This window comes from Streptomyces bottropensis ATCC 25435, assembly GCF_000383595.1.
Classification (GTDB): Bacteria; Actinomycetota; Actinomycetes; order Streptomycetales; family Streptomycetaceae; genus Streptomyces; species Streptomyces bottropensis.
Map to the genome: position 1 here is coordinate 3,615,049 of NZ_KB911581.1, position 23,277 is coordinate 3,638,325.

Annotated in this window: 18 protein-coding genes and 2 tRNA genes; 13 read left to right on the plus strand and 7 right to left on the minus strand. The window is 70.6% G+C overall.

What is annotated here, in order from left to right:
* Positions 1-99 precede the first annotated feature (99 nt).
* A complete protein-coding gene (locus STRBO_RS0115980) occupies positions 100-669 on the minus strand; it encodes a CGNR zinc finger domain-containing protein (RefSeq protein ID WP_005485391.1) in 570 nt (189 codons plus the stop codon).
* A gap of 299 nt (positions 670-968) precedes the next feature.
* Positions 969-1,382: an SsgA family sporulation/cell division regulator gene (locus tag STRBO_RS0115985; RefSeq protein ID WP_004002642.1), complete on the minus strand. Its 414-nt coding sequence runs from the start codon at positions 1,380-1,382 to the stop codon at positions 969-971.
* A 191-nt stretch (positions 1,383-1,573) separates the two neighbouring features.
* On the opposite strand from STRBO_RS0115985, the gene STRBO_RS0115990 reads away from it, so the two are divergent.
* The 7 genes from STRBO_RS0115990 (at position 1,574) to STRBO_RS0116020 (ending at position 9,403) form a co-directional block, all read left to right on the plus strand.
* Positions 1,574-2,053, plus strand: coding sequence for a TIGR02611 family protein (locus tag STRBO_RS0115990; RefSeq protein WP_005485396.1), 480 nt, complete (start codon positions 1,574-1,576; stop codon positions 2,051-2,053).
* A 78-nt stretch (positions 2,054-2,131) separates the two neighbouring features.
* A tRNA-Val gene (locus tag STRBO_RS0115995) sits at positions 2,132-2,203 on the plus strand.
* Positions 2,204-2,738: 535 nt separating this feature from the next.
* Positions 2,739-4,028 carry an ABC transporter substrate-binding protein gene (locus tag STRBO_RS0116000; protein WP_005485398.1) on the plus strand — a complete coding sequence of 430 codons (1,290 nt, stop codon included), beginning with the start codon at positions 2,739-2,741 and terminating at the stop codon, positions 4,026-4,028.
* The gene (locus tag STRBO_RS0116005; RefSeq protein WP_020114448.1) at positions 4,028-5,026 is read left to right on the plus strand and encodes a carbohydrate ABC transporter permease; all 999 of its coding nucleotides are present in this window, start codon (positions 4,028-4,030) and stop codon (positions 5,024-5,026) included. The genes STRBO_RS0116000 and STRBO_RS0116005 overlap by 1 nt, the downstream gene beginning before the upstream one ends.
* Positions 5,026-5,925, plus strand: coding sequence for a carbohydrate ABC transporter permease (locus STRBO_RS0116010; protein ID WP_005485401.1), 900 nt, complete (start codon positions 5,026-5,028; stop codon positions 5,923-5,925). Before STRBO_RS0116005 ends, STRBO_RS0116010 begins: the two co-directional genes overlap by 1 nt.
* A 12-nt stretch (positions 5,926-5,937) precedes the next feature.
* The gene (locus STRBO_RS0116015) at positions 5,938-6,543 is read left to right on the plus strand and encodes a hypothetical protein (protein WP_005485403.1); all 606 of its coding nucleotides are present in this window, start codon (positions 5,938-5,940) and stop codon (positions 6,541-6,543) included.
* 112 nt (positions 6,544-6,655) lie between these two features.
* Entirely contained in the window at positions 6,656-9,403 is a 2,748-nt protein-coding gene (locus STRBO_RS0116020) for an exo-rhamnogalacturonan lyase family protein (RefSeq protein ID WP_005485404.1), read from the plus strand.
* Between the two features lie 109 nt (positions 9,404-9,512).
* Here the strand turns inward: STRBO_RS0116020 and STRBO_RS0116025 are convergent, their stop codons facing one another.
* The gene (locus tag STRBO_RS0116025) at positions 9,513-11,957 is read right to left on the minus strand and encodes an SCO7613 C-terminal domain-containing membrane protein (RefSeq protein WP_237547660.1); all 2,445 of its coding nucleotides are present in this window, start codon (positions 11,955-11,957) and stop codon (positions 9,513-9,515) included.
* 102 nt (positions 11,958-12,059) lie between these two features.
* Here STRBO_RS0116025 and STRBO_RS0116030 point away from each other — a divergent pair, with 102 nt between their 5' ends.
* Both STRBO_RS0116030 and STRBO_RS0116035 read left to right on the plus strand, forming a co-directional pair.
* Positions 12,060-12,518, plus strand: coding sequence for an SRPBCC family protein (locus STRBO_RS0116030; protein WP_005485408.1), 459 nt, complete (start codon positions 12,060-12,062; stop codon positions 12,516-12,518).
* Between the two features lie 39 nt (positions 12,519-12,557).
* Positions 12,558-12,629, plus strand: a tRNA-Val gene (locus tag STRBO_RS0116035).
* 38 nt (positions 12,630-12,667) lie between these two features.
* Here the strand turns inward: STRBO_RS0116035 and STRBO_RS0116040 are convergent.
* Positions 12,668-13,393: a 3'-5' exonuclease gene (locus STRBO_RS0116040; RefSeq protein WP_005485410.1), complete on the minus strand. Its 726-nt coding sequence runs from the start codon at positions 13,391-13,393 to the stop codon at positions 12,668-12,670.
* Positions 13,394-13,561: 168 nt separating this feature from the next.
* Between STRBO_RS0116040 and STRBO_RS0116045 the strand changes: the two genes are divergently transcribed.
* From STRBO_RS0116045 to thrS, 3 genes are all read left to right on the plus strand, one after another.
* Complete coding sequence (locus tag STRBO_RS0116045; protein ID WP_020114449.1) at positions 13,562-14,128, plus strand: DUF4365 domain-containing protein; 567 nt, start codon at positions 13,562-13,564, stop codon at positions 14,126-14,128.
* Between the two features lie 215 nt (positions 14,129-14,343).
* The gene (locus STRBO_RS0116050; RefSeq protein WP_209442974.1) at positions 14,344-15,555 is read left to right on the plus strand and encodes a hypothetical protein; all 1,212 of its coding nucleotides are present in this window, start codon (positions 14,344-14,346) and stop codon (positions 15,553-15,555) included.
* Positions 15,556-15,657: 102 nt separating this feature from the next.
* Positions 15,658-17,634 carry a threonine--tRNA ligase gene (gene thrS, locus STRBO_RS0116055; RefSeq protein WP_005485414.1) on the plus strand — a complete coding sequence of 659 codons (1,977 nt, stop codon included), beginning with the start codon at positions 15,658-15,660 and terminating at the stop codon, positions 17,632-17,634.
* A gap of 35 nt (positions 17,635-17,669) precedes the next feature.
* Here the strand turns inward: thrS and STRBO_RS0116060 are convergent, their stop codons facing one another.
* On the minus strand, positions 17,670-18,326 hold the full coding sequence (locus STRBO_RS0116060) for a potassium channel family protein (RefSeq protein WP_005485415.1): 657 nt from the start codon (positions 18,324-18,326) through the stop codon (positions 17,670-17,672).
* Between the two features lie 67 nt (positions 18,327-18,393).
* Here STRBO_RS0116060 and STRBO_RS0116065 point away from each other — a divergent pair, with 67 nt between their 5' ends.
* On the plus strand, positions 18,394-18,954 hold the full coding sequence (locus STRBO_RS0116065) for an HIT family protein (protein WP_005485416.1): 561 nt from the start codon (positions 18,394-18,396) through the stop codon (positions 18,952-18,954).
* Positions 18,955-19,051: 97 nt separating this feature from the next.
* Here the strand turns inward: STRBO_RS0116065 and STRBO_RS0116070 are convergent, their stop codons facing one another.
* Positions 19,052-20,722, minus strand: a complete 1,671-nt coding sequence (locus tag STRBO_RS0116070) for a hypothetical protein (protein ID WP_005485417.1) — start codon at positions 20,720-20,722, stop codon at positions 19,052-19,054.
* Positions 20,723-20,989: 267 nt separating this feature from the next.
* A complete protein-coding gene (locus tag STRBO_RS0116075; protein ID WP_005485418.1) occupies positions 20,990-23,197 on the minus strand; it encodes an elongation factor G-like protein EF-G2 in 2,208 nt (735 codons plus the stop codon).
* Positions 23,198-23,277 lie beyond the last annotated feature (80 nt).

The window sequence follows — 23,277 nt, forward strand, 5'->3', positions numbered from 1 at the left end:
GAGCCCCTGGCGTCATCCGTCGAGGGCTCCGTCAGTCTCCGTCCCCGTGCTCGACCCCGGTGTCCTTGCCGATCTCGGCGTTCGGGGCCGACCGCCGACTCAGCCGGCCGCCTCCTTGCGGCGAGCCCGGTAGGCGGCCACGTGCAGGCGGTTTCCGCAGGTGCGGCTGTCGCAGTAGCGGCGGGAGCGATTGCGCGAGAGGTCGACGAAGGCGCGCCGGCAGTCGGGAGCCTCACAGCGACGCAGCCGCTCCTGCTCCCCGGCGACCACGAAGAAGGCCAGCGCCATGCCGCAGTCGGCGGAGAGATGGTCGGCGAGGGACGCGCCGGGCGCGAAGTAGTGCACATGCCAGTCGTAGCCGTCGTGGTCGGTGAGGCGGGGTGTGGTGCCCGCCGCGGCGATCAGCTCGTTGATGACCGAGGCGGCCGAGGCCGCGTCGGCAGCCTCGGCCGCCGCGAAGATCTCCGCGAACCGGCCGCGGACCCGGCGCACGGCCGCGAGGTCGAACTCGGACAGCACCCCGACATCGCTGATGTCGTGCTTTCGTACGAAGTCGGCGAGCGCCACGACGGTCGCGAGCTCGTCGGTCGCCGTCTCGTCGTCCGGCGCGGTGTTCACCAGATCCACCACGGCATCGAGGGAACACCGGGTGTCGTGGGTGATCAGCACGTTTCGCTCCCTGGCCTGCGTGGGTCGGGCGGGCGCCCGCCGATGCTGGCCGATGGTAATCGCTCGGCGAGGCGGTGAGCCGATGCGAACCGGCCCGGAGCACCCGGGCACGAGTGGAACGGGCCAGGGACCCGTTTCGTGCCCGGCTCGCGTCACACTCGGTGACGACACCAGGACGCCGCCGCGCGGAGGTCCGCGACGACGGCGTCGTTGGGTCGGCCTGAAGCCGTATTCGGTTGTCTTGGCCCGAGCCGTCTCCCCGAGTGGACGGCGCCGGGCGGCTCTGTGGGGGCCTCGCCCTAGCTTTCGGCCAGGATGTGCGAGAGCTCCTGATCGAGGTCGAAGTGCCGGTGCTCCGTGCCGGGTGGCACGGCGGCGTCTGTGCGCTTCAGGAAGGACTCCAGGGCTCGCGCCGGGGCTTCGAGGAGGGCTTCGCCCTCCGGGGAGCTCAGGGCGATGCACACGACGCCCTGGCCGTGACTGCGGGACGGCCAGACACGGACGTCGCCGGTGCCGGTGGGCCGGTGCAGGCCCTCGGCGAGGAGGTCGCGGGCGAACACCCACTCGACCGTTTCCTCTGCTCCGGTGTGGAAGGTGGCGTGCACGGCGTAGGGATCGGCCGTGTCATACCGCAGTCCCGCGGGAACAGGCAGTGAGGACTCGCTCGACACAACGAGGCGCAGGTGCAGCTCGCAGCTGACCGTGGTGTTCATAAGCGCCAAGGCCTTTCGCTCAGTGTGCGCTCGGGGATTCGCACGTCGGCGAAATCGACATGCCACCTACGGTGCCGTTGTAAACCCCTCTGGGAGTTTTGCGTTGCTTTTGGTAGCTCATCCGGCCGAGACCGTCTTCGGTGGGTACGACCATTCCGGTGACCGGTTTCTCTCCGGTAGGGTTTGGCTGTATGGACACGGGGAGTCACGGAACGGGGGAGGCCGGTGTGGCGGCCGACGGAACGAAGAGTGACACGGATGTAGCGAACTGTGAGGCCGATGTGGCCAAGAACGAGGCGCCGCTCGGATCTCGTGCGCCGGAATTCGTCAGGGCGCGGCGGATGCTGCACGTGAGCTGGCAGGTGGCTGTCTTCGTCGTCGGCCTCGCGGTGGTGGTCGCGGGAGTGATCATGCTTCCGCTGCCCGGCCCCGGCTGGCTCGTGATCTTCGGGGGCATGGCGATCTGGGCGACGGAGTTCGTCTGGGCCCAGCTGGTGCTCCGCTGGACCAAGCGGAAGGTCTCCGAGGCCACCCAGCGCGCCCTCGACCCCAGGGTCCGGCGCCGCAACATCATTCTGACGTCGATCGGCCTGGTGATCGTGGCCGTGCTGGTCGGTTTCTATGTCTGGAAGTTCGGCTTCGAGATGCCCTGGAACATCAAGGACCAGTGATCGGCGGCGAGCCGGCGCGGTGGCGGCGAGCGTGGTCGGGGGTACCCGCTGACATGGGGTAATGTTCTTCCTGCGTCCGGGCGATTAGCTCAGTGGGAGAGCGCTTCGTTCACACCGAAGAGGTCACTGGTTCGAACCCAGTATCGCCCACCGGATGATGGCGGCCCGGTCCATGGAAACATGGACCGGGCCGCTTTTCGTTGTGGGTACACATGCCTGTCGGCACCTGTGTGAGCAGTAGGGATGGTGGAGGCCGGGGGGCGGTCCGGGGCCGTTCGACGGGTCCGGGCGGCTGCGGTGGCGCCCTCGGTGGAGTTCGAATTTGGCCGGATCCAGTTCCTCCTCGCCCTCGGCCGGGGGCGGTGTCCGGCCGGTCCGCCATGGTCTCGGGTGGGTTCGGCGAGAAAAGCCCGGGGTCGCCCCACTGACTCCTTTCAGTCTCTCCGGTTCACCGCTCCTCGACGTCCGTCGTGTTCGGCCCGTCGGTCGCAACTCCCCGACCTGCGCTTACGGTTGACCGACCGTCACCTGCGACCTCGGCGCCGCGGGTGCTGGAGCGAGGCCGCTTTCCATCAATTCCTGTCCGAATCATTGACGTCTCCTGAGGCTCTCCGTACCTTGTGCCAGCAAGCGCTTACTTGAAACGATTCATGGCGCGGACGCAACGTCGCGGGGAGGCTCAACCATGCAGCAGAACAGGAACGTTGAGAGGCGGACGGTCCTCAAGGCGGCCGGAGCCTCACTGGCCGTCGCGGGGCTGGGGGCGACCGCCACGGCCTGCGGCGGCGGCAGTGGCGCGGGAGACGGGACGGTGACGATCCGTTACGCCTGGTGGGGTGCCGAGGACCGCGCGGAGCGCATCAAGAAGACCATCGCGCTTTTCGAGAAGAAGTACCCGAAGATCAAGGTCAAGACCGACTTCCAGCCCTATCCCGACTTCTGGAAGAAGTTCAACACCCAGGCCTCCGGTGGAAATCCGCCGGACGTGTTCCAGAATGCCATCGGATTCCTCCGGAAATACGACGCGAAGAATGTGCTGCTCGATCTCGGCCCACAGGTCGAAGCGGGCCACCTGTCGTTGGAGGGCTTCAGAGCGGGCCTGGAGAAGTTCGGCGAGGTCGACGGAAAGCTGCTCGGAGTGCCGGTCGGGTCCAACTCGATGGCCCTGGTGATCGACAAGCCCGTCTACACCAAGTCCGGGGTGAAGCCGGAGCAGGGCTGGACCTGGGACGACTTCGACGCCGGGATGAAGAAGATCCGCGACAAGACGGGCCGCGCCGGCGACAGCGGCATGTACGGCGTCATGTACCTCTACGACCTCTACCTGCGCCAGAACGGCAAGGCGTTCTTCACCGAGGACGGGCTCGGCTTCACCGAGGCGGATCTGAAGCAGTGGTGGACGAAGGCCAGGAAGGGCATCGAGGAGGGCCTCTACGCCGACCCGAAGAAGGTCGCGCAGATCAAGCCCAAGTCGGCTGTCGCCGCGGAACTCGCCGCCGGTGAGTTCACCTGGGACAACTTCACCGTCCGTTACACCGCCGAGGGCAAGAGCGAGTACGGGCTGGCCCCCATCCCCACCACCGACGGCAAGAAGACCGGCCAGTACCTCGGCTCCCTCATGCTCAGCGCGTCCAAGCGCACCCAGCACCCCAAGGAAGTCGCCCAGTTCATCGACTTCATGGTGCACGAGCCCGAGGTCGCCAAGATCATGGGCTACGACCGCGGGGTGCCCGCGACCCAGGCCCAGTACGACGCGTTCAAGCCGACCGACCCGGTCAACAAGGCGATCGCCGCGTACGAGGAGTCCCTCGTCGCGTCAGGCGTCCTGGAGCCCATCACTCCGCACCCGAACGGCGCGGACATCTGTGAGGCCGCGTTCCTGCGCATCGGCGAGGAACTCGGCCTGGGCACGCGCTCGGTGGACGACGCCGTCAAGCAGTTCTTCACCGAGTCGAAGACGGCTCTCGGCAGCTGATGGGAACCGCCGTGACACACGCCCCTGCGACGGAGGACCTGGCCAAGGACTCCGAGCCGCGGCACCGTCCGGCCAAGGCTCCCCGCCCCGCCGCACTCAAGCGGCGGGGCCGCCGGGAGAACCTGGCCGGCTATCTCTTCATGTCCCCCTGGATCGCCGGTTTCCTGCTGCTCACGGCAGGCCCGATGATCGCCTCGCTCTACTTCGCGTTCACCGACTACAACCTGTTCGACGCGCCCAGGTGGATCGGCCTCGACAACTTCTCCGAGATGTTCGCCGACCCACGCTGGCGCCACTCGGTGCGGGTCACCCTCTGGTACGTCGTCGTCGGCACACCGCTGAAACTGATCGCGGCCCTCGGCGTGGCGCTGCTCCTGGCCCAGAAGCGGCGTGGACAGGCCTTCTACCGGGCCGCTTTCTACGCGCCGTCGCTGATCGGTGCCAGCGTCTCCATCGCGATCGTCTGGAAGGCGATCTTCTCCGACGACGCGATCGTCGACCGCACGCAGCAGATCTTCGGCATCGACGTCGGTGGCTGGACCGGCGACCCGGAAATGATCATCTACAGCCTGGTGGCGCTCACCGTCTGGCAGTTCGGCGCCCCCATGGTCATCTTCCTCGCCGGTCTCAAGCAGGTCCCGCGTGAGCTGTACGAGGCCGCCGAGGTCGACGGGGCGGGCCCCTGGCGGCGGTTCTGGAACATCACCCTGCCGATGATCTCCCCGGTCCTCTTCTTCAACGTCCTGCTGGAGACGATCCACTCGTTCCAGATCTTCAGCTCGGCGTACATCGTCGGCGGCGGCGCCGGAGGCAATGCCTGCGGTCCGGCCGACGGCTCCATGGTCTACACCTGTTATCTGTACGTCCAGGGCTTCGAGAACAGCCGGATGGGTCTGGCCTCCGCCATGGCCTGGCTGCTGCTGGTCGCGGTCGCCCTGGTGACGGCGGTGCTGTTCTGGTCCCAGAAGCGCTGGGTGCACTACGAGGAGGGTGCCTGATGAGCGCACAGGCCACCGAGATCACCCCGGCCCCGGGACCCTCCGCGAGAACGGGTGCCCTGCGTCGCAGGCTGCCCGGCTCGCTCGCCTGGCACATCGGGTCGCTCGCGATCCTCGCGGTGATCCTCTACCCGGTGATCTGGGTCGTCGGCGGCTCGTTCAAGAAGAGCGAGGACATCGTCGGCAGTCTGGATCTGCTGCCGAGCGATCCGATCATCGCGAACTACACCCGGCTCTCCGACGGCATCGCCGACATCCCGATCTCGACCTTCTTCCTCAACTCGCTCACGCTCGCCGTGGGTTCGGTGGTCGGGATCCTGGTGTCCTGCTCGCTGACGGCCTACGCCTTCTCGAAGATCAAGTTCGCCGGACGCAATCTGCTCTTCACGCTGATGATCGGCACGCTCCTGCTGCCGTACCACGTGCTGCTGATCCCGCAGTACGTGCTGTTCCGCAACATGGAACTGATCAACACCTACACCCCCCTGCTGCTGCCGAAGTACCTGGCCACGGAGGCGTTCTTCGTCTTCCTGATGGTGCAGTTCATGAGGAACCTGCCCAAGGAGCTCGACGAGGCGGCGCGGCTCGACGGCTGCGGGCACTTCCGGATCTACTGGTCGATCGTGCTGCCGCTGTGCCGGCCCGCGCTCATCACCAGCGCGATCTTCACGTTCATCAACTCCTGGAACGACTTCATGGGCCCGTTGATCTATCTGAACGAGCCCGACAAGTACACCGTCTCGCTCGGGCTGAAGATGTTCGTGGACCAGGACGGGGTCGCCAACTACGGCGGCATGATCGCGATGTCGCTGGTGGCGCTGCTGCCGGTGCTCGCCTTCTTCCTCGCCTTCCAGCGCTATCTGATCGACGGCATGGCCACCTCGGGACTGAAGGGCTGAGGTGAGCTGACCATGGCCCAGGCCCGTGCCCGTGCGAAGGCCGCCGCGCCCCGCGGGGAGTCCGTGCTCGCCGAACGGTTCGCGCTGTTCGCCGAGTGCCTGCTCACCGGGGTATGGATCGCGCTGGCCTCGTTGCCGCTGGTGACCTACCCCGCCGCGTTCGCCGCCGGCTCCCGGCACCTGCGGCGCCGCACGGCCCATGAGGGCGGCGGCTGGCGGGAGTTCTGGGCCGACGTCCGGACGGCGGTACGCGGCGGCTGGCTCGTCGGGCTCGCCGGATGGGGGGCGCTCGCGGCGGTGTGGGTGGACGTGCAGGCCGTACGCGCCGGGATTCCGGGCGGGCCGCTGGTCGGCGCGGTCGGTGTCCTCGCGCTGATCGGGGCCGTGGTCGCCGGACTGCGCGCGGCGGCGGTCTGGCGGCCCGGCGCCACCTGGCGGGCGCTGCTCGGCGCGGCCGGGCGGCGGACCGTGCTCGACCCCGCCGGGTCGTTTCTGCTCGTCGGCGGACTGGCCGTCGTGGTCTGTTCCGCCTGGTTCGTCGCGCCGCTGGCGATCCCGGTGCTCGGGGCCGTCGCGGCGGCGGCCGTCGCCGTGGAGGAGCGGTACCGCCACCGCTGACCGCGGCGGGCGGTGCCGTCCGTTCAGGTCGACGCCCCGGAGGCGTCGTACCTCTCTCTGTCATGCCCCTGACCATCAGCACGCAAGACTTCCCGTACGGAAAGGAAAGGCCATGTCCCCCATCGACCGCAGGTCCCTTCTCAAGGCGGCCGCCGTCGCAGGAGCCGCAGCGCAGGTCAGCTGGGCTCTAGGGAGTTCGAACGCGCAGGCCGCGCCCCTGGCCGAAGCGGCGGAGGCGGATCCGGTCACCCTGGACTGGCTGGAGGACGGCGGGCTCGGAGCCGCCCCCGGTTCGACCGTGGGGGTGCCGTGGCCGAAGGGCGCGTACGAAAAAGAACAGTCGTTCTCCCTGACCGACGGCGACGGCAAGGCCGTGGCCGTGCAGTCCTGGCCGATCGGCTACTGGCCCGACGGCTCCCTGAAGTGGACCGCGCACGCGGTGGGCGCGGGGGCCGGCTCCGGAAAGCTCACCCTCGCGGCGGGCACGCCGGCCGCGCCGGAGAAGAAGGTCACCGTCGACAAGCGCGGCACGACCATCGACGTGTCGACCGGTGTCATCACCGCCAAGATCGGCAAGTCCGGCTCCACGCTGGTGAAGTCCGTGCTCCGCGGCTCCACCGAGATCGCCCACCACGGCCATCTGGTGCTGCTGCGTCAGCCCGAGATAGAGGACGGCGACCAGGGCACCGAGAAGTTCCAGCGCTACGAGAGCCTCATCGACGAGGTCGAGGTCGAGCAGGAGGGCCCGGTGCGTGCCGTGGTCCGCATCGACGGCAAGCACCGCAAGGGAAGCCACAGCTGGCTGCCCTTCTCGATCCGCCTCTACTTCTACGCGGGCGCCGAGTCGTTCCGCATGGTGCACACCATCACCTTCGACGGCAACCAGGAGCCCGGAAAGGCCGGCGGCGACTTCGTCCGCGGCATCGGCGTCCGCTTCGAGGTGCCGATGCGCGACGCCGCGTACGACCGCCACATCCGGATCGGCGGCGAGGGCAATGGTCTGCTGCGCGAGGCGGTCAAGGGAGTCACGGGCCTGCGGCGCGACCCGGGGACGGCCGTGCGCACCGCCCAGTTCGAGGGGAAGAAGCTGCCCGACCCGTCCACCTGGGACCAGCGCGTCACGACCCGCCTGCAGTACATCCCCGAGTGGGGCGACTACACGCTCTCGCAGCTGTCCGCCGACGGCTTCGGTGTCCGCAAGCGCACCAAGAAGGGCCACGGCTGGATCCCGGCCGGCGGTGGCCGGCGGGCCAGCGGCTTCGGCTACGTCGGTGGCGCGTCCGGCGGGTTCGCCTTCGGCCTGCGGGACTTCTGGGAGAAGTTCCCCGCCCAGCTCGACATCCGCGACGCGCAGACCGACACCGCCGAGGTCACCCTCTGGCTCTGGTCGCCCGAGGCGCGGCCCATGGACCTGCGCTTCTACCACGACGGCATGGGCCAGGACACCTTCCCCGAGCAGCTCGAAGGCCTCAACATCACCTACGAGGACTATGAGCCCGGGTTCGGCACCCCCTACGGCATCGCCCGCACCAGCGAACTCCTCTTCTGGGCCCATGAGTCCACCCCGGGTGCCGAGGACATGGCCAAGCAGGTCGAGGCCGTCCGCACGCCCCCGCAGCTCGCCGCCCCGCCCAAGCAACTCGTCAAGGCGGGCGTCTTCGGCAGGCTGTTCGCCGAGCCGGACCGCTCCACCGCCGCCAAGGCGAAGATCGAGAACCACCTGGACTTCCTCTTCACCTACTACAAGGACCAGGTGGAGATGCGCCGGTGGTACGGCTTCTGGGACTACGGCGACATCATGCACACCTACGACCCCAGCCGTCACCAGTGGTGCTACGACATCGGCGGCTACGCCTGGGACAACTCCGAACTCTCGCCGGACCTGTGGCTCTGGTTCGCGTACATGCGCTCCGGCCGCGCGGACATCTTCCGCTTCGCGGAGGCCATGACCCGCCACACCGGCGAGGTCGACGTCTACCACCTCGGCAAATGGGCCGGCCTCGGCACCCGGCACGGCGTCCAGCACTACGCCGACAGCGCCAAGCAACAGCGGATCGCCAACACCACCTACCGCCGCTACTACTACTTCCTCACCGCCGACGAACGCGTCGGCGACCTCATGCACGCCAACGTCGACTCCGACGAGACGTTCCTCGTCCTCGACCCCATCCGCAAGATCCGCACCGAGCCCTACACCCCCGACCGCAAGGCGCTGTCGATCGGCTTCGGCACCGACTGGTCCGGGCTCGTGTCGGCGTGGCTGACCGAGTGGGAGCGGCGCGGCCCCAAGTGGGAGAAGGCCAGGGCGCGCGTCCTGTCGACCATGGAGACGATCGCCGCCCAGCCCAACGGCTTCGTCCAGGGCACCGGGCTGTACGACCTGGACACCGGGAAGTTCGCCGTCGCGGACAAGCCGGTGGTCGGGGTCTCGCATCTGTCGGCCATGTTCGGGCTGGTCGAGATGTGCGCGGAACTCCTCGACCAGATCGAGATGCCCAAGTTCAAGGAGGCCTGGCTGGACTACTGCCGCTACTTCAACGCGACGAAGGCGGAGCAGGCCGCGCGCTACGGCTCCAACTTCGGCAGCCTGTTGCTCTTCCAGGGCCATTCGCGACAGGACGCCTACGCCGCCGTGCAGTTGAAGGACGACAAGCTCGCGGCCCGTGCGTGGCGGCAGTTCTACAACAGCGCCGACACCTGGGACTACAAGGAGTCGACCGACTGGACCACCAAGAAGATCGAGGGGCCGACGGCGCTCGTGCCGGGCAGCGAGGCGGCGTGGGTGTCGACCAACGCGACCGCGCTGTACGGGCTGGCGGCGATCCAGAACCTGGCGCTGGTGGGCGACAAGATGCCGTAGCGCTCCGCCGGGTAGAGCGGAGGGCTTGTGGTGGCTGGGGTGGGTGGGGAACCGCGGGATCGTCGTGGCTGGGCGCGCGGTTCCCCGCGCCCCTGACGGCGCGCGCGCCTCAGCTCAGCCTTCCCAGGAGGTCCCGCACTCGTCGTGCGTCGCGCAGGCGCTGTTCGTAGGTGGCGCCCGCCGCCAGCAGGAGCAGGCCCGCGAGGGCGGGAGGCGCCCAGCGGGGGAGGGCGTCCACGACCTGGGCGATGTAGGGGGCCAGTTCGTGCAGGGTGACCAGGGTGAGCGTGCCGCCGCCGAGGAGCAGGGGAGCCTGGAGGCGGTGGCGGGCGCCCAGGAGCGTGATCAGCAGGGCGGCGGCGCCCAGCACCAGGGGGCGGAGCCAGTGCGCGTCGCCCCAGGCCGCGACGAGGCTCGGGACGAGCGTGACGGCGAGTCCCGGGCCGTACGCCGTCCAGGACGAGGCGGTCAGGTCCCGGCGCCGACGCAGGTGGCCGACGAGCAGGGCCGGGACGGTCACCGGCAGGGTGTACGCCTCCGGGGAGCCGACGTCCCAGACGGCCAGCCGTACCCAGGAGGCCAGCACGAAGAGGACGGTGGCCGCGTAGCCGAGCCGGTGGCGGTCCGGCCGTAGGGCGGTGCCCGTGGTGATGACTCCGCAGAGCGCGAGGGTCAGGGCCAGCAGCGGTGGGTGTGCGGCACAGAGGGCGAGGGCCACGAGGCCGGCCGCGGCGCCGGTCGCCTCGACGGGGATCGTCAGGGGAGAGTCGCCGAGGCGGGCCGCGAGCAGGGCCGCGACGGCCGGCACGGCGAGGACGAGCAGGGCCGTGTGCTGCGGCTCCCAGTCGGCGGAGGCGCCGATCGCGCAGGTCAGGGCGGTGGCGTGGGCGAGGGAGACGGGGGCGGTGAGGGGACCCAGGTCGTCGCGCCGGGCGGCCGCCGCCGCGAACACGACGGTCGAGGCGGCGAGGACGGTGAGGGTGGCCGGCTCGGTGGCCAGGGAGTGCAGGGCCAGGCCCAGGGCGGTGACGAGGGCCAGGACGGCGCCGGTGAGGGGCAGTGGTGCCTGGAGGCGCCCGGGTTCCGCCGGCCGCACGAGCGCGGCGAAGCCCAGTGCGGCCACGACCAGGAGACCCTGCGCCACCAGCCCGGCTGTGAACGGCAGTTCGAGGACCGGGGGGAGTACCAGGACCGTCGCCCAGCTGAGGACGAGGGCGCCGACCAGGGCCGGGGTCCGCCATCTCACGGTGCGCGCGGTCACGGTCAGCACGCCGGCGACGACGGCGAGCACGAGGGGCACGGTGGCCGTGTTCGGCGGCCAGGGCGCGTCGAGCGTCACCGCCGCGCGGGCGTCCACGGGCGCACCCGACCAGACCCGCTCGATCCGGCCGACCGGGCCGAGCAGCGCGATGGCCACGGTCGGCAGCGCGGTGGCCACGGCGAGGCCCTGGACCACGGCGCAAGCGTGCCCGAGGCCCCGGCGTACGGGCCCGGGGGCCTGCGTGCGTACGGCCGCCGACAGGGCGATTCCGCACAGGAGGTGGGCCGGGACCGTCCACACCTCGGGCAGGACCGAGCGGGCCATGCCACCGGCGCCGACGACCACGAGGAGCCCACCGGTGAGAGCGGTCCCGAGGGCCAGGGCCCGCTTGGGCGTGAACCAGGCGGTGGTCAGGGCGATCGCCGCGCCGAGGGCGAGGAGCGCCGCCGCACGGGCGGCGGCGCTCGGGCCGGCGGCGGCCCACGAGAGCCACCCGGCCGCCAGTACACCCCAGGCACCCCAGCCGAACGCGCCCACCACAGCGACGATCCGCACCGGCTTGAAGGGCGCCCGGAGCGCGATCGCGGTGTCGGCCGCCGCTGTCACCAGCAGCACGGCCGTGACCGTCTCCACGCCCGCGTTCATCGCGAACGACCAGAGGAACAAGGGGAGTTGAGCGGCGACGAGGGCGAGGGGAAGCGGCAGAGCGAGGGCGGTGCGGGTGATCGCCGCGTCGGTGTCAGCCGCTCGGGGCGCCTGCGCGCCGAGCCCCAGCCCGTACGCCGCCCACAACGCCGCCAGCACCGCCGACGCGGCAGCCGCGTACCCCGTCGCGTCCGCCCCGGTGAACGCGACCTCGTGGAGAGCGTACGCGTCCAGGACCGTCAGGGCGAGGCCGAGACCGGCCACCGCCTCGGCGGTCGAGCGCAGGCCGCGACGCAGGAGGGGCACCGGGGTGCCGAGCGCGGCCACGGTCACCGCGCCGAGCACCAGGGACCGGCCCGCGATTCCCATGTATCCCCAGCTGACCAGCGTGAACGCGATCGCCGCGACGGTCAGCAGGACGCCCCCGAGGATCAGCAGCACGTTCTGGACCCCGGGCCCCGTCGCCTCGGGGCGCCGCCCGTGCGTCGCCGCGGGCGCGGACGCGGACGAGGGTGCGGACGAGGGTGCGTACAGGACGTGCACCAGCCAGGCACGGCGCGTCAGCAGGAAGGCGCGGCGGGCGTCGAGCTGCCGCAGCTCGGAGTCGAGGACCCGCAACTCCTCGGCCGGGGACGGAAAATGCGTCATGCCCGGAGTGTGGTCCGGGTCACGCCGGATGGGCATGAGTGCCGGTACTCAGGAGGTACTCAGATCCCGTGCCAAGGACCCCGGAGCGGGCAGAATCCGACCATGGACTGGTGTCACTACCGCTTCCGCAGCCTCTGGAGGCTGCCCGCGCCGCCCGCCGCCGTGTACGACGCGCTCCAGCGGGCCGACGACTACCCGCGCTGGTGGCCCCAGGTCCGCGAGGTGATCCGGATCGACGCCACCACCGGCATCGTACGGATCCGTTCGGTCCTGCCGTACGACCTCGCCTTCACCGCCCGCGAGGTACGGCGCGACGCGGCGGCCGGGATCCTGGAGATCGGCATGACCGGCGACCTGGACGGCTGGGCCCGCTGGACACTCACCCCCGACGGGGCCGGCACCCTCGCCCGCTACGACCAGGAAGTCGACGTCACCAAGCCCCTGCTGAGACGGCTGGCCGTACCGGGACGGCCCGTGTTCCGCGCCAACCACGCCCTGATGATGCGGGCAGGACGACGAGGACTCCTCGCGTACCTCACGGAACCTGGCCAAGCGGTTTGAACCAGACCCGTCGGGACCTGTATTGTTCAGTCCGTTCCCGGGCGATTAGCTCAGTGGGAGAGCGCTTCGTTCACACCGAAGAGGTCACTGGTTCGAACCCAGTATCGCCCACCGGGTAGAGCCGGTCCGCATACGCGGACCGGCTTCTTTCATGCCGCCGCGGGCATGTCCGGACGCAACGGCCACGCCGGGTCCACCGCCTCGTCCGTGCCGCTGCGCGCGAACCAGGCCTCCAGGCCGCGCGCCTGCGCCGCGTGCCACACGGCCTGCAGCGTGTGCAGTTCGGCGGGGGAGAGACGGGCCAGCCGGGTCGCGAACCGGCGCCCCACCGCGCGGACGACGTCCATCGCCGCCTGCGCGTCGGCTCCCGCGTCGTGCGCGCCGTCCAGTTCGACCTCGTAGTGCGCGCACAGGTCGGTGAGCGTGCGCCGGCCCTTGCGGTAGCGGTCCAGGTGCTTGTCCAGGACCCGTGGGTCCAGGACCCGCAACGGCGTGGCCTCGAACCAGTGGTCCAGCGACGAGGCGCGGTGCCGCCGCAACTCACGGTCAAGCAGCGTCAGATCGAACGGCGCGTTCATGACGACCAGCGGGCGGCCGCGCACCGCCTGCTCCGCCAGCGCCCTGGCTATCTCCTCCATCACCGGCGCCGGCCAGCGGCCGTCGCGCTGCAGATGCTCGTCCGTCAGCCCGTGCACCGCCGTCGCCGCGGCGGGCACCGGCACGCCCGGGTTCACCAGCCACCGGGTCACCCGGGGGCGGGTGCCGGGCGCGTCCTGGACGACCACGGCCGCCGAGACGATCCGGTCGGTCTCTACGTCCACACCCGTGGTCTCCGTGTCGAACGCCGCCAAGGGCCCCTCGTACCAACACGTCATGTGTCCACAACTCCTCGTTCACCCACGGCAGCTGACGTCCCGTCTTCTGCCAGTTTGGTGATACCCGGGCTGTTTGCGCCGTACGCCGGAAGGAGACAACAGAAGTACGGGTCTGCGCAGTTCAGCGGCTCGGTACGGGGAAACACCAGCACTGGAAGGCTGTTGGTCATGGCCATAGCGCAGCCCGAGCGGGGCGGGCTGCTGCCCGAGCACGCGGCACCGCTCCGCGGCTCCCTCGCCACCACCGCCTGCATGGAGACTTTGCAGGTGGGCTATCTGCACGCGGTGGCCGCCGCGGCCGGCTGCTCGCTCTCCCAGCCCTTTCCGGACAACGGCATCGACTGGCACGTCAGCCACGGCTCGCCCGGTCACACGGTCGACGACGAGGTCACCATCAAGGTGCAGCTCAAGGCCACCTACCAGCTCGCGCCGAACCCGGCCGGCCGGTCCTTCTCCTTCACCCTCGACAACCAGCACCTGGCGAAGCTGGCCCGCACCCCCGTGTCGGTGCACAAGATCCTGGTCGTGATGATCGTCCCCCGCTCGCAGGAGCAGTGGCTGCGGGCCGGTCACGACCGTCTGGACCTGCGGCACTGCTGCTACTGGATCAACCTCGCCGGACACCCGATCACCGGTAGGCACCGCACCACCGTGCGCATACCGACCTCGCGCATCTTCGACGACCGAGCGCTCTGCGAGATCATGACGCGGGTCGGAACGGGAGGCAGACCGTGACCCACGGCCCCATCGACGACGACGGCTCCGGCACGCGCCGCTACGACGAGGGACCCGGCCGACGGCCCTACGACGACGCGTCCGCCCGACGCGCGCGAGGTGCCGACACGTCGGACCGGCGTCCCTACGCCGAGGACGGGACGGCGAGCCGTCCGGGTGGCGAGGACGGCCGGGCGCCGCGTCCCGACGCGGAGGGTGCGGCCGTACGCCGTCCCATCGGGGAGCCCGTACGCCCGGTACGGTCCCACCCCGTCGAGCCCACCTGGACCCGGCCGCCCGACCCCGACCAGGTCGACCCCGGGGTTCTCGGCGCCCTGCTGCGCCGGCACGGCTGGCAGCGGCGCGGCGGAGCCACCGGGCGGTACGGCCGCTGGACCCCGCCGGGGCCGGCCGGGCGGGGCATGAGCCTGCTCGTGCCCGAGAACCGGGCCTTTCCCGACAGCGACGACCTGCTCGGCGAAGCCCTCACGGCCCTGTCCCGGAGCGGCTCGCCCGCCGCGCGGGACGTGCTGGTCGCGCTCACCGTGCCCAGCGACGAGATCCACTGGTGGCGGGACGTGCCCACCGGCCCACTGGGCACCGCCTCCTGGGGTGTCGAGGACCAACTGCGTTCGGCCGCCCGCCAGATGCTCCTCGCGGCGGCGCTGGCCACCCGCGCGCGTGCCGGGTACTACGGCGCCCGGCACCGCCTGCCCGCCGCCGCCTGTCTGGACGGCGTCCTCGTCGGCGCCGCCCCCGGCGGCCGCCACCTCACCGCCTTCGTCCCCGTGGCCGGCGGCCGCCCCCTGGCCCTGCGCCTGCACCAGGCCCTCTACGCCGCCCGCGAGGCCATCGACTACCAGCGGGCCACCGGCGGCATGGAGGCCTTCGACGGCGCTGTCGAGGCCGGGGTCAGCCATGAGCTGACCGAGGCGCTCGTCGCCCTCGTCCGCGGCACCGAGGGCGCCCGGGTCGCCGTGGACTGGGCACCCGCCGCCGGGGTCCCCGAGGGGGGCACGGCGCCGGCCGAGCCCGTCGAGTTCTCCCCGGGCGACCTGCCCGTGCTGCGCGAGGCCGGCGCCCGGTATCTGCGCGAGGAGCCCTCGATCCCGGTACGCATCACCGGGGCCGTGGTCCGGATGCGCCGGTCCGCCGGGCGCGGCGAGGGCACCGTACGGCTGCGGGTCCTCGCCGGCGCCGAGGTGCCGCACGTGCGTATGACCCTGGACGAGGAGTCGTACCGGATCGCGGGCCAGGCCCACCTCGTGGGACTGCCGGTCCGGGTGCGCGGGAGGCTGGAGAGCCGCGGCGGGTTCCGGCGGCTCACGGACGCCGACGGCATCGCGCCCGTGCAGGTCGACGAGGCGGAGCGGGACCGGCTGATGAAGTCGCTGCAGGAGACCGCGGAGATCACGGCCTTCTTCGAGGAGGCCTGCGGAGGGGACTGAGGTATCTGTTTCGCGAGGAGCACCCCGGGCTCGGTACGATCCTTCCCAATGGCCCTGGCCGCAGCAGACCGACCGGGCCGCCCCTTCAGGTAGGAGAAACCGGTGTCCGACGTCCGTGTGATCATCCAACGCGATTCCGAGCGGGACGAGCGCGTGGTGACGACGGGCACTACGGCCGCCGACCTCTTCGCCGGCGAGCGTACCGTCGTGGCCGCTCGCGTGGCCGGAGAGCTGAAGGACCTCGCGTACGAGGTGCGCGACGGCGAGACCGTCGAGGCCGTGGAGATCTCCTCCGAGGACGGCCTCGACATCCTGCGCCACTCCACCGCGCACGTCATGGCGCAGGCGGTGCAGGAGCTGTTCCCGGAGGCGAAGCTGGGCATCGGTCCGCCGGTGCGGGACGGCTTCTACTACGACTTCGACGTGGAGAAGCCCTTCACGCCCGAGGACCTCAAGGCCGTCGAGAAGAAGATGCAGGAGATCCAGAAGCGCGGCCAGCGCTTCTCGCGCCGCGTCGTCTCCGACGAGGCCGCCCGCGAGGAGCTGGCGGACGAGCCCTACAAGCTGGAGCTGATCGGCCTCAAGGGCTCGGCTTCCTCCGACGACGGCGCGGACGTCGAGGTCGGCGCCGGCGAGCTGACGATCTACGACAACCTGGACGCCAAGACCGGTGACCTGTGCTGGAAGGACCTCTGCCGCGGTCCCCACCTGCCCACCACCCGCAACATCCCGGCGTTCAAGCTGATGCGCAACGCCGCCGCGTACTGGCGCGGCAGCGAGAAGAACCCCATGCTCCAGCGCATCTACGGCACCGCCTGGCCCTCCAAGGAGGAGCTGAAGGCGCACCTCGACTTCCTCGCCGAGGCCGAGAAGCGCGACCACCGCAAGCTGGGCAGCGAGCTGGACCTGTTCTCCATCCCGGAGCAGATCGGCTCCGGCCTCGCCGTCTTCCACCCCAAGGGCGGCGTCGTCCGCCGGGTCATGGAGGACTACTCGCGCCGCCGGCACGAGGAGGAGGGCTACGAGTTCGTCTACACCCCGCACGCCACGAAGGGGAAGCTCTTCGAGACCTCGGGCCACCTGGACTGGTACGCCGACGGCATGTACCCGCCCATGCAGCTCGACGAGGGCGTGGACTACTACCTCAAGCCCATGAACTGCCCGATGCACAACCTGATCTTCGACGCGCGCGGCCGCTCGTACCGCGAACTGCCGCTGCGTCTCTTCGAGTTCGGGACCGTGTACCGGTACGAGAAGTCCGGCGTCGTGCACGGCTTGACCCGCGCGCGTGGTTTCACCCAGGACGACGCGCACATCTACTGCACCCGTGAGCAGATGGCGGACGAGCTCGACAAGACGCTCACCTTCGTGCTGAACCTGCTGCGCGACTACGGTCTGACCGACTTCTACCTGGAGCTGTCCACCAAGGACCCGGAGAAGTTCGTCGGCTCCGACGAGGTGTGGGAGGAGGCCACCGAGACACTGCGGCAGGTGGCCGAGAAGCAGGGCCTCCCGCTGGTCCCGGACCCGGGCGGCGCCGCCTTCTACGGGCCGAAGATCTCCGTCCAGACCAAGGACGCGATCGGCCGCACCTGGCAGATGTCGACCGTGCAGCTCGACTTCAACCTGCCGGAGCGCTTCGACCTGGAGTACACCGGTCCGGACGGTGCCAAGCAGCGCCCGGTCATGATCCACCGCGCGCTGTTCGGCTCCATCGAGCGGTTCTTCGCGGTGCTCCTGGAGCACTACGCGGGCGCGTTCCCGGCCTGGCTCGCACCCGTCCAGGCGGTCGGTATCCCGATCGGTGACGCGCACGTGGACTACCTGCAGACGTTCGCCGCCGAAGCGAAGAAGAAGGGGCTGCGCGTCGACGTCGACGCCTCCTCCGACCGTATGCAGAAGAAGATCCGCAACGCCCAGAAGGCCAAGGTGCCGTTCATGGTCATCGCCGGTGACGAGGACATGGCGGCCGGTGCCGTCTCGTTCCGCTACCGCGACGGCTCGCAGGAGAACGGCATCCCGGTCGAGGAGGCCATCGCGAAGATCGCGCAGGTCGTGGAGGACCGCGTCCAGATCTGAGGCGTACCCGCGCCGAGGCGGGGCCCCCGGAGAGTTCAGCTCACCGGGGGCCCCTGCTCGTCCTCCCGCGCGAACACCTGGAGCAGCCACGTCCCGAACGAACCCGTCACCGTGCCGAGCAGGGCGAGACCGCAGGCCATCAGGAACACGGCGATCGTCCGGCCCATCGGCGTCACGGGCGTGACGTCCCCGTACCCCACCGTGGCGAGCGTGGCGCAGGTCCACCACACGGAGTCCCCGAACGTCAGGATCGTCGCGTCCGGTGCGTCGTGTTCCTGCTGGTAGACGGCGAGGGCGCCGGTAAAGCCGAGCAGGGTCACGGACAGGCCCGCGTAGACGGCCACGCGCGCGTGCAGGGAGAGCCGGGGTCGTTCGTGGCGGCGCTGCACGGCGTCGTGGATCTGCACCACCCGCAGGGGGCGCAGCAGTGGCAGCACGAGCACGATGGTGTCCAGCCAGTGGACGCGCACGAACTTCGGGCCCAGTCCGCTCAGCCGCCAGCGCACCGCGTAGTCGAGGACGAAGATCGCCCAGCACGCCATGGTCACCGCCAGACAGAGGTCGAGCCAGACCTGGGGGAGGCCGAGGGCGAGCACCCGTACCGCGTACGAGGCGAGGAAGAGGGCCGACGCCCCGGCGAGGACGCGTCCGGTGCGCTGCTCCCAGCGGAGCGTGCGGCTGTCGAGGTCCATCGCCTCAGCTTGGGCCCGCCGGTCGCGCCCGGGTACCCGCCGACACGCCGCGAACGGGCGAAGCAATATGCTGCACTGCATGACGAGTGAGCCGGAGCAGCAGATCGGAGTGGGGACGCAGGACGCGTTCCAGCGCCTGTGGACGCCCCACCGGATGGCGTACATCCAGGGTGAGAACAAGCCGACCGGTCCCGGGGCCGGCGACGGCTGTCCGTTCTGCTCGATCCCGGCGATGTCGGATGAGGACGGCCTGGTCATCAGGCGCGGCGAGCATGTGTACGCGGTGCTCAACCTGTACCCGTACAACGGCGGCCACCTCATGGTCGTGCCCTTCCGGCACGTCGCCGACTACACGGACCTCACCGGGCCGGAGACCGCCGAGCTGGCCGAGCTGACCAAGCAGTCCATGACCGCCCTGCGTACCGCCTCCGGCGCGCACGGCTTCAACATCGGCATGAACCAGGGCACGGTCGCGGGCGCCGGCATCGCGGCCCACCTCCACCAGCACATCGTCCCCCGCTGGGGCGGCGACACCAACTTCATGCCGGTCGTCGGCCACACCCGGATCCTGCCCCAACTCCTGGCCGACACAAGAAAGATGCTGGCCGAGGCCTGGCCGACGCACTGAACCTGGCCTCGGCGGTCCTTCGCCCGCGGGCCCCCACCCACCCGCACCCGAGAACGCCACCGCCCCCCGCACCCCCCGGCCCAGGCCGGCGCAGCGCTCACGCGTCGTAGAGGTCCGCCTTCCGCGGCGACACGTCCTGTACCGCCCCGCTGAGGAACCCGGCCCGGGAGCCGAACTTCTCGGTGTCCACGCCGTTGTCCTTGAGGACCTTGATCGCGGCGTTGTGCACCACGCGGAGCACGGGTGTGGCGGCGCGCAGCGCGTCGTCGGCCATGAAGCGGTGCCGCCAGGGCTGGTCGGCCCAGGCGTGCCGCAGACCGAACGGCTCGGGCAGGCCGATGGAACCGCCGAGCCAGTTGAGCAGCGGCGGGTACCAGGTCAGCGGGGCACGCGCGGCGAGGCGTACGACCTCGTCCGCGTCGACGAGGGGGAGCTTCACCTTGCGGGTCTCCCAGAACCTGAGCGACTTCTGGACTTCCTTCTCCTTGGCCGCCGGCCCGGTCGTGAACAGTCCGTGCACCGGGCCCAGGGCGTGTCCGGTCACCTCGATGCGGAGCGTCTGGTGCAGCACGGTGACCGTGACCATCATGGTGATGATCAACTGGCCGTCCCAGAGCGTCCACTGGACCCCCAGGTAGTGCCGGTTGCCGCTGCCGAAGTGCTGCTTGTTGCAGATCTCCTGTATCGCGTGCGACTTGAACTGGTAGGCGTCCACGTCGGTGCTGTCGGGGCGGGCCACGGCGCCCGCGCCCTCGCCGATGGGGCTGACGATCCAGTGCTTGATGGAGGGCGCCGTGAAACCACCGGTGTTGAGGGGGGTGCGCTCCAGCATGCGCAGCTGGTCGTGGATGGCGCGTATGACGTCCCAGCTGCGGAACGGGTGGATCTCCTTGCCCGCCTCGGCCGGCACGAGGTCCTCCGCGAGCTGCCAGGCGCCCCAGCGGGTGCCCATGCCGAGGATGCCCTTGGGACCGGCGTAGAAGACGAGGTTGGAACGCTGCTCGGCGCTGAGCCGGGCCAGTTCCTTGCGCAGCTGCTCGGCCTTGGTCTCGTTGGGACTGCCGGGCACGGCCTCGGGGATCTTGGCGCCGACGCCACCGCCGGCCAGCAGACCGGACCAGCGGTCCCGCAGGTCCGCGGCGGCGCGCTCACAGATCTGCTTCGCCCAGAACCAGCCGACCACGGGCAGCACCACGCAGGCGCGTGCGTACCAGCCCCAGATGCCGTCGAACGGCATCCTCAGCAGGAAGATCACGGCGAGGGCGCCCACGGCGAACAGCAGTGTGGTGCCGAGGACGCCGGCGCGCTTGTCAAGCTTGGCGACCGTGGTGCGGATCTGGAAGACGAGCAGCCACAGCAGCAGGCCGGGCAGGAAGAGCAGGCCGCACAGGACCATCACCGCCGAGAGCCAGTTGTCGCGCTCCCGGCGGATGTTGTTCGCCGCGAGGCAGTGCTCGACGACGACCTGCGGTTCCATGCCGAAGGACTGGATGAGGGGTTTGCGGCCCGCGCCGACCATCCGGTCCCGCACCGCGAGGGAGAACGCCTCCCCGAGGTTCGGCCGGAAGATGGTCGCCCACTTGCGGCCGGGTTTCACCGCCGACTTGTGCCAGTCGTTGTTGGCCTTGAGGATCTCCGCGATCTCGTTGTCCCGGTAGGCCGCGGACGCCAGGGCGTACGTCGCCGCCGTCTGGCCCGCGGTGCCCGTCAGCGGCACCTGTGCCCCGGGAGTGAAATCGAAATTGTCCGCCACCGCCGCCGCCCCCATCGCCGCACACTCGCTCCTGCGGCTCTTCCCGACTTCCGTGCTCCGCACACCTGTTGATCAGGTCATAACCCGATCCGGGCCCGATCGAGCCATATTGTCGATCAGGTGATCAGCGTATCCGCAGCGGTGGACACCGCGCGGTGCGAAGAACGGACATTCACGGAACCCACCGGCCGTGAAACGGCGTTGCCCCGCCCACGGTCCCTCGGCGAACGGCCGGGGCCGTTCGCCGACAGAGCGCCGGGACCTCGCTTCCGCCCCGAACCGTCAGTGCTCCTTGATCTGTTCGCGAACCCTGTCGGCCACATGGGAGGGCATCGGCTCGTGCCGTGTGTACCGGCGGCCGAAGCGCGCGGTGCCGTGGGAGAGGGAGCGCAGATCGACGGCGTACCGGTCGATCTCGATCTCCGGCACCTCCGCGCGGACCAGGGTGCGCCCGCCGCCCGCCTGCTCGGTCCCGACGACCCGGCCGCGCCGCCCGGACAGATCGCTCATCACGGGGCCCACGTACGAGTCGCCGACGAGGACCGACACCTCTGCCACCGGCTCCAGGAGGTGGATCTTCGCGTCCGTCGCGGCCTCGCGCAGCGCCAGCGCGCCCGCCGTCTGGAACGCGGCGTCCGAGGAGTCCACCGAGTGCGCCTTGCCGTCCCGCAGTGTGATCCGCACGTCGATGAGCGGATAGCCGGCCGCGACGCCCTTGGCGGCCTGGGCCCGCACCCCCTTCTCGACGGACGGGATGAACTGCCTCGGCACGGCTCCGCCGACCACCTTGTCGACGAACTCGATGCCGGAGCCGCCGGGCAGCGGCTCCACCTCGATCTCGCAGATCGCGTACTGCCCGTGGCCGCCGGACTGCTTCACGTGCCGGCCGCGCCCGGCCGACCTGTCGGCGAACGTCTCGCGCAGGGAGACCCGGTGCGGTACGACGTCGACCTGGACGCCGTACCGGCTGCGCAGCCGTTCCAGGGCCACGTCCGCGTGCGCCTCGCCCAGGCACCACAGGACGACCTGGTGGGTGTCCCGGTTCTGTTCGAGCCGCATGGTCGGGTCCTCGGCGACCAGCCGGGCCAGCCCCTGCGAGAGCTTGTCCTCGTCGGCCTTGCTGTGCGCCTGGACGGCGAGGGGGAGCAGGGGGTCGGGCATCTCCCACGGTTCCATGAGCAGCGGGTCGTCCTTGGCCGAAAGCGTGTCCCCGGTCTCCGCGCGGCTCAGCTTCGCGACACAGGCCAGGTCGCCCGCGATGCAGTGCGTGAGCGTCCGCTGCTGCTTGCCGAAGGGCGCGGACAGGGCGCCGATCCGCTCGTCCGCTTCGTGGAGGGCACGGCCCTCGTGCCCCCGGTCGGCGAGGCCGTGCCCGGACACGTGCACCGTCGCGTCGGGTCGCAGGGTGCCGGAGAAGACCCGTACCAGCGAGATACGGCCCACGTAGGGGTCGCTGGCGGTCTTGACGACCTCGGCGACCAGCGGTCCGTCGGGGTCGCAGGTCGCCTTGATCTCGCGGGGCGTGCCCTCGGGGGTGGTGACGGCGGGCGTCTCGCGCTCCAGGGGGGTGGGGAAGCCGCCGGTGATCAGTTCGAGGATCTCGACCGTGCCGAGGCCCTGTTTCGCGCCGTCGGCGGCGGGGGCGGCGGCCAGCACGGGGTGGAAGACCCCGCGGGCGACGGCCCGTTCCAGGTCGTCGACGAGGGTCGTGACGTCGATCTCCTCACCGCCGAGATAGCGGTCCATGAGGGTCTCGTCCTCGCTCTCCGCGATGATCCCCTCGATGAGCCGGTTCCGGGCCTCCTCGATCGCCGGCAGCTGATCGGGGCCCGGCTCGGACTCCTTGCGCTCGCCGGAGGAGTAGTCGAACAGCTTCTGCGACAGCAGCCCGGTCAGCCCGGTCACGGGGGCGTGCCCGTCCGGACCCTGCGGGCCGCGCAGCGGCAGATAGAGCGGCAGTACGGCGTCGGGGTCGTCCCCGCCGAACGTCTGCGCGCACGTGCGGGTCATCTCCTCGAAGTCCGCCCGCGCGGCCTCCAGGTGCGTCACCACGATCGCCCGGGGCATGCCGACCGCCGCGCACTCCTCCCACACCATGCGGGTCGAGCCGTCGACGCCGTCCGAGGCCGAGACGACGAAAAGGGCCGCGTCCGCCGCTCGCAGACCGGCCCTGAGTTCCCCGACGAAGTCGGCGTATCCGGGGGTGTCCAGCAGATTGATCTTGTACCCGCCCCATTCGACGGGGACGAGGGAGAGCTGCACCGAGCGTTGCTGACGGTGCTCGATCTCGTCGTAGTCGGAGACGGTGCCGCCGTCCTCCACACGGCCCGCCCGGTTCACCGCTCCCGCTGTCAGCGCGAGAGCTTCCACCAGGGTCGTCTTGCCCGAACCGGAGTGGCCGACCAGCACCACATTCCGTACGGACGCGGGGTGGTCGGCCGCCGTAGCCCTGCCGGCGGCTCCGGAATGTGGGTTCGCCTTGTCGCCCATGGTCCTGCCTCCCGTGCACGGTGAGGTCACTGTGGGCGCGGACACGCGGATCCTCCCCGTCAGGGGGACCCTCAGCGGTG